Source organism: Pseudarthrobacter sp. NKDBFgelt (assembly GCF_046097905.1).
GTDB classification, from domain to species: Bacteria; Actinomycetota; Actinomycetes; order Actinomycetales; family Micrococcaceae; genus Arthrobacter; species Arthrobacter polychromogenes.
The window spans coordinates 84,552-90,824 of the sequence record NZ_JBJURL010000007.1; the positions used below are offsets into that span (position 1 = coordinate 84,552).

Here is a 6,273-nt window from a genome sequence, read left to right on the forward strand (position 1 = left end):
GTGGCCAAACAGCAGGTCTACCAGCCGTTGTTGCGCCAGCTGGGCGAATAACCGGGCCGGTTTGGTTGCGGCCACCGAAGCGAACCCCGGGCAAGAACCTCGCGGACCTGCGCCAGGACAGCTTCAGGTGAATGAACCACGTCGTCGTAGAAGAATCGCAGCACGGGAAGGCCCTGCAGTATTGCGGAGTTGTCCCTGCGGCGGTCCTTCTTGAACTGCCTGGCTTCAAGATGGAAGGCCAGCCCGTCAATCTCCACGATGAGGAACCCCTCCAACAGGAAGTCAACACGGCCGATGCCATCGATCCACACTTGGGTTTCGGTAAGAATGCCTGCGTCCCGGAAGAGCACCCGGGCCAAGGTCTCCAAGAGGGAATCCGCGCCCCGGTCAACCTTGGACACTACATTCCGCGCTTTGCCGCACCGGGGTCCGTCCAAGTGGCGGAGAAGGTATGGCGGATCAATGTCTCCGCGGTTGTACGCACACTCCACCATCACCAGGGACTCGAGTTCCGGCAGGCACAGCAGGGCATGAAGCAGGACATCAGGCAGGGCTGCAAGCGTCCGATGGTGGGGCGGCTGCGTCAAGTCGGTACGGTGGCTGACACACCGTACTGCGCTTCGGCCATTGCTCTGCCAGTAGTGGGGCTTGGCAGGAGGGCGGAGCCGCCAGAGGCTGTATGCAGGGGCGGCGGAAACGCAGGTGACTAGACCGCGGCCGCGCCCCGCAGCCACCAGCTCAGCGTCTGCGTCAGCCACGGCCAGGAGTCCCCTGTCCAGCCGAAGCACCTGACCGCTGCGGACCGCACGGCGAAGCTCCGTATCCGTGGCACCGGCAGCCAGCACATCCCGTCGCAGCGACACTCCACCAGCTGATCTAAGGATTTCCGTCGGGTCCATCAGGCCAGAATGTCTGCCATCCTGGCCCGGTGTCAGCCTTGAGCGGTGCTATGTGAACAAGACGGCCCCAAGATGGCCCACTTTTTGGGGGAAACAGCAACAAAAAGGCCCGGTTCCCACTCCTCATGGGGTGGAAAACCGGGCCACTCTGGTCATCAAGGTGCGGGCGTCAGTCCATGCCGCGCAGGTCCAGCACCAGCTCGGTATCGCCGTCGCCCTGCAGCACCACGGGGATGCCCCAGTCCTGCTGGTAGAGGTGGCAGGCGGCGTGGTCCGGGATCTCGCCGTCCTCGGTCTCGGGGCCATCGCAGGCGGCGGCCCGTGCAGTGATGTGCAGGATTCCCTCCGGCACGTCCGGTGAAAGCTCCAGGGTGCGGAGCAGCCCCACCGAGGTTCCGCCGCCGGAGGCCAGCAGCTCCGGCGGTGTCGAGGAGATCTTCAGCTGGGTGGGGTCACCCCAGCGGTCATCCAGCTTCTGCCCTGTGGGGGCCGTGAAACGGACCGTCAGCTCCAGGGGACCGGGCGCAACGGGGCTCTTGGGCCGGTGAGTCTGGACCGCGCCTTCGTCCACCTGCTGGGCTTCCTTGGGGATGGGAACGAACACCACCTGGTGCTTGTTCGCCTCCACCACCACCAGCAGCGGCTCGGAACCGGCCGAGTGCGTGTGGTCCACAATCACGTCGGACGGCTCCAGGAGGCCGCGCGCCAGGGTGGACACTGTGCGGGTGGCGGGGTCATAGCGGCGGACGGCGCCGTTGTAGGTGTCAGCCACCGCAACGGACCCGTCCGGCAGGACAGTAACGCCCAGGGGGTGCTGCAGGCGTGCCTCTGCAGCCTCGCCGTCCCGGAAGCCGAAGTCGAACAGCCCCTTGCCGATCGCGGACTCCACGGTGACCGTGCCTTCGTCGTCAATGGCCAGCTTGCGGAGGGCGGACGTTTCGGAGTCGGCCACCCAGATGTTGCCCTCAGCGTCCTCGGCCAGGCCGGAAGGCTGGGCGAACCACGCCTCGTGCGCGGGGCCGTCAAGCAGGCCTTCAAGACCGTTGCCCGCCACGATGGCCACCGCCCCGGTGATGGGGTCGAAACTGAAGATCTGGTGCACGCCGGCCATGGCCACCACCACGGCGTTAAGCTTCCTGGACCAAACGACGTCCCAGGGCGAGCTCAGTGCCACGTCCAGCGGGTGCCCGCCGAGCTGGCCGGTGAACCCCGCTGCGTCCTCGTCCACGCGCGCCGGACCGGACTCCAGAAGCCGCTGGATACCGCTGCCGGCTAGGGTGGAGGCCTTACCGTCCGCGAGGGACAGCCCACGGAGCCGGTGGTTGACGGAGTCGGCAATCACGACGTCGTAACCGGCCTTGGCTGCCACGTCTTCCGGCAGCAGGACCAGGCCTTGGGGCTCGTTGAACTGGGCCACGGGGGAATCCCCGGCAGCGGGGCCATCCGCATGGCCCCTCACACCGGAACCAAAGGTGCCCAGGACGGTATGGAAGTCCGTGCCGAGTTCCACCAGCCGGTGGTGTCCCGTGTCGGTGACCAGCCACGAACCCTTGCCGGCAGCACCGTTTCCTGCGGCACCTGCCGCTGCGCCGTCGTCGGACGTTCCATCCACGGCGGTGGAACCGCGGCCCGGCGGAAGGAAAAGCGCCTTGCCGGGGAAGCGCAGGGTGCCGGAGGTGGGCTCCGGGGCTACGTACGGGCCGGAGCCCCGGTGCAGCGTCCCCTTGGCTTCATGTTCGGCGATGAGCTCGGGAATCAGCACCGCCAGGCCGTCCGCGTGGCCTTCGCCGGAGAGGTGCGCCACGATGTAGCCCTCGGGATCGATGACCACCAGGGTAGGCCAGGCGCGGGCAGTGTAGGCCTTCCAGGTCTCCAGCTCGGGATCGTCCAGAACCGGGTGGTGGATCTCGTAGCGCTCAACAGCGGCGGCCAGCGCCACCGGATCGGCCTCGTGCTCGAACTTGGGCGAGTGGACGCCCACCGTGACCAGGACGTCGGAGTACTGTTCCTCCAGCGGCCGGAGTTCGTCCAGCACATGCAGGCAATTGATGCAGCAGAAGGTCCAGAAATCCAGTAGCACGATCTTGCCGCGCAGGGCTTCGAGGTCCAGGTTCTTGCCGCCGGTGTTCAACCAGTTGCGGCCCACCAGTTCGGAGGCCCGGACCCGGGCATGCGTGCGTACGGTTTCGCTCATCAGCGTCCTTCCAGCTTGTTGCGTTCAGCCAGCCTGGCGTCGCGTTCGGCCAATTTGGCAAACATATCGTTGTAAGCGGTGAGATCGGCGTCGTTATTCCTGTCCGCCGCCCGGTCCACGCGTTTGGTCTCCCTCTGGTCAGACCGGGACCACATGATGGCGACGCCGAGCGCCACCAGCAGCGTGGGGACCTCGCCGATGCCCCAGGCCACGGCGCCGCCCTTCTGCTGGTCCAGGAGGGCGGAGGGGCCCCACTCCCTGCCCAGGTTTCCGAAGTAGTCCGCGGCAAGGAGGTTGGTCCCGCCCATGATGGCGACGCCGAAGAAGGCGTGGAAGCCCATGGTGGCCAGGAGCAGCAGGAGCCGCATGGGGTACGGCGCCCTGCGCGGCAGCGGGTCGGTGCCGATCATGGTCAGCACAAAGATGTACCCGGTGAGCAGGAAGTGCACAATCATCAGCTCGTGGCCCACGTGCTCGCGCATGGCGAAGCCGAACAGGTCCGAGTAGTAGAACAGCACAATGGAGCCGGCAAAGTTGGCTGCCGCAAATAGCGGGTGGGTGACCAGCTGGGAGAACTTCGAGTGGATGAACACCAGCAGCCATTCCCGGGCCCCTCTGGAGCCGTCGCCCCGGGCGGGCAGGGCCCGCAGGGCGAGCGTCACCGGCGCACCCAGGACCAGGAAGATGGGCGCAACCATGGTCAGTGCCATATGGTCCACCATGTGTGCCGAGAACAGTATGCGGCCATAGACCGACGGCGGGCCGGACGTGATGTAGGTCAGGACCAGGAGGCCGATGACCCAGTTCACCGAACGGAACCACTGCCACTTGTCACCGCGCCGGTGGACCTTTGCCACGCCCAGGAAATAGGCCACTAGGCCGAACAGAGCCGCGGCGATCCAGAGCCAGTCCAGGCGCCACTCCGTGAGCCACCGCTCAGGCGTCAGTTCAGGGGGAAGCTCGTAGCCCGTGAGGATGAAGGCGGGCGAGGCGTCGGGGGCGAAGCTGGTGGGCTCCGGCGGGGCGGACCGGCCCAGGGCGACGGCGACGCCGGACGTTGCGCCCATCACCAGGAATTCAGCCAGGACCAGCTGCCAGAGCACGCGCCGTGAAGACATTGTGGAGCCCTTACGGCCCAGCTGCGGGATCACCCACTGCCGGTGCATGAACCCGATTCCGCCCAGGACAAGGGTGGCCGCGGACTTGGCCAGGATCAGCTGGCCGTAGGGAGAACCAAAGAGGTCTGCCCAGTTGGTGATCCTGATGCTCGCGTTGATGATGCCCGAGGCGAGCACCAGCGCGAAGGCGAAGCCCGCGAGCGAGGAAAACCGGCGGAGCGTGGGTTCCGTGATGTCGGCGGAGGCTGCGGCTTTGGGGCCAATCAGGATTCCGGACAGCAGGGCCAGCATGATGATGCCGCCCACCCAGGTGCTGACACCCACCAGGTGCAGGCCCAGGGAATTGATGGCACCCTCATGGTCGGCGGAGCTCGACGAGTGGCCGATCAGCGCGGTGGGGACCAGCCCCACCAAGGCCACGACCAGCGTCAGAGCGAGTCCCCCAAGAGATCGCACCCCGAACAGCGCCGTTGTCACAATTGCCGCGATGATGGTGACGGCCAGCCAGGCCCGCCCCGTCTCGATGTCCGTCATGAAGAAGACCAGTGCCTGCGTGAACTCCGCGTCACCGGAGAGTCCCTGCCCCGCAACATCAGAGTAGGTGAGGACCAGGACTGCGATGGCGGACAGCGTCCACGCGGCACCTGCCGCGGACGCCACGGCCAGGGCGCGGCTGAAGGCGGGATGCTCCGGCGCTTCGCCACCGGAAGCCTCCTTGGCCCGGCTGCGGGGCCCGGCACTCCGGGGAAGGATACCGACGGCGAAGATCAGGCCGCCGATGACAGTCGCCAACGAGACGTTATGGATGGCCTTGCTGACGGGGAGGCCCCAGCGGACCAAGGCTCCAGGGTCAGAGACCGCCCGGGCGCCTGCCGCGCCGGAGAAAACCAACGCCGCTGCAAGGCCCAGGAACAGGGCCGCCAGCCCGGCCAGCTGCCAGCCCCGGGGGATCCCCAGGGCGCTGCTGTCTTTACCCGGCGCACCGTTGCCCCGCGCTCCCTTGACGGAAACGGGCTGGGGGGTGGTGGAACGTGGTTTTGCGGCAGAAGACACCATTCCATTGTCCGCTACGCCTGCCCGGCCCGCGAATCGGCCTTAAAGCAAAAGGAGCGGCAACCGTGTGGTTGCCGCTCCTTTTCCTGCGCCGGCTACGTGCCGGGGAGGAAGAAGCTTACTTCTTGTTGGAGACTGCAGCCTTCAGCTTGGACCCGGCGGTCAGCTTGACGCTGTGGCCTGCCGCGATCTGGATGGTCTCGCCGGTCTGCGGGTTGCGGCCGGTACGTGCTGCACGGTCGGTGCGCTCGACGGCGAGCCAGCCCGGGATGGTGATCTTCTCGCCCGCGGCGACAGAAGTCTCGAAAACCTCGAACAGTGCGTCGAGGACGGAGTTGACGGCTGCCTGGCTGGTGCCGGCCTTGCCTGCTACCTCTGCAACAAGTTCACTACGGTTCTTAGCCATTTATGTCCTCCTGGACGGTCATGATTCTGGAGCCTGAACGCGGCATGCGCACAAGCCACTGTTCGAAAACTTACCAGCTTGGGCCCCCCGGTTCCGCAAATTCCGCGTGTTTCCGGCACTTTTTGAGGTTAATCACCGCATTTTCGGGGTTTTCGGTCCCGGATTCAGCCACCAGCGGACGTCCTTTGACTCATTTACCGGCCCTCCCCTGCGACGCTCTCTCACTCGATGTCCGGTTTCCCGGGATGCTCTCTCACTTGTTGCGGGGTTTGTCGGGATGCTCTCTCACTCGAAGCGGGGGTGGGGGGGTATTGCTGGTAGGAAGTGGGTGAGGATCGTCCGGGAAGCGGCATCAAGTGAGAGAGGGTGCCCCCGGTGCCTGCATCAAGTGGGTGAGGGTCCGTTCCGGGCCTGCACAAGGTGGAAGGGGATGCCGGGAAGGGGTGCATTAGGTTGCGAGAGCGTTTGGGTGGGTGTTAAATGTGGGAGGCCCCAACCGTGGTGGTTGGGGCCTCGACCCTTTAATGTGTGTGTCCGGCGGTGACCTACTCTCCCACACCCTCCCGGGTGCAGTACCATCGGCGCTGTGGGTCTTAGCTTCCG

At 66.0% G+C, this 6,273-nt stretch carries 4 protein-coding genes; all 4 read right to left on the reverse strand.

From position 1 onward, the window contains the following. Positions 1 to 17: 17 nt before the first annotated feature. A complete protein-coding gene (locus ACKAE7_RS03420; RefSeq protein WP_191036249.1) occupies positions 18 to 899 on the reverse strand; it encodes a type IV toxin-antitoxin system AbiEi family antitoxin domain-containing protein in 882 nt (293 codons plus the stop codon). A 169-nt stretch (positions 900 to 1,068) separates the two neighbouring features. Then, entirely contained in the window at positions 1,069 to 3,093 is a 2,025-nt protein-coding gene (locus ACKAE7_RS03425) for an NHL domain-containing thioredoxin family protein (RefSeq protein ID WP_408978514.1), read from the reverse strand. After that, complete coding sequence (locus ACKAE7_RS03430) at positions 3,093 to 5,267, reverse strand: cytochrome c oxidase assembly protein (protein ID WP_408978515.1); 2,175 nt, start codon at positions 5,265 to 5,267, stop codon at positions 3,093 to 3,095. Before ACKAE7_RS03430 ends, ACKAE7_RS03425 begins: the two co-directional genes overlap by 1 nt. Before the next feature lie 115 nt (positions 5,268 to 5,382). Then, the gene (locus ACKAE7_RS03435) at positions 5,383 to 5,670 is read right to left on the reverse strand and encodes an HU family DNA-binding protein (protein ID WP_009358243.1); all 288 of its coding nucleotides are present in this window, start codon (positions 5,668 to 5,670) and stop codon (positions 5,383 to 5,385) included. Positions 5,671 to 6,273 lie beyond the last annotated feature (603 nt).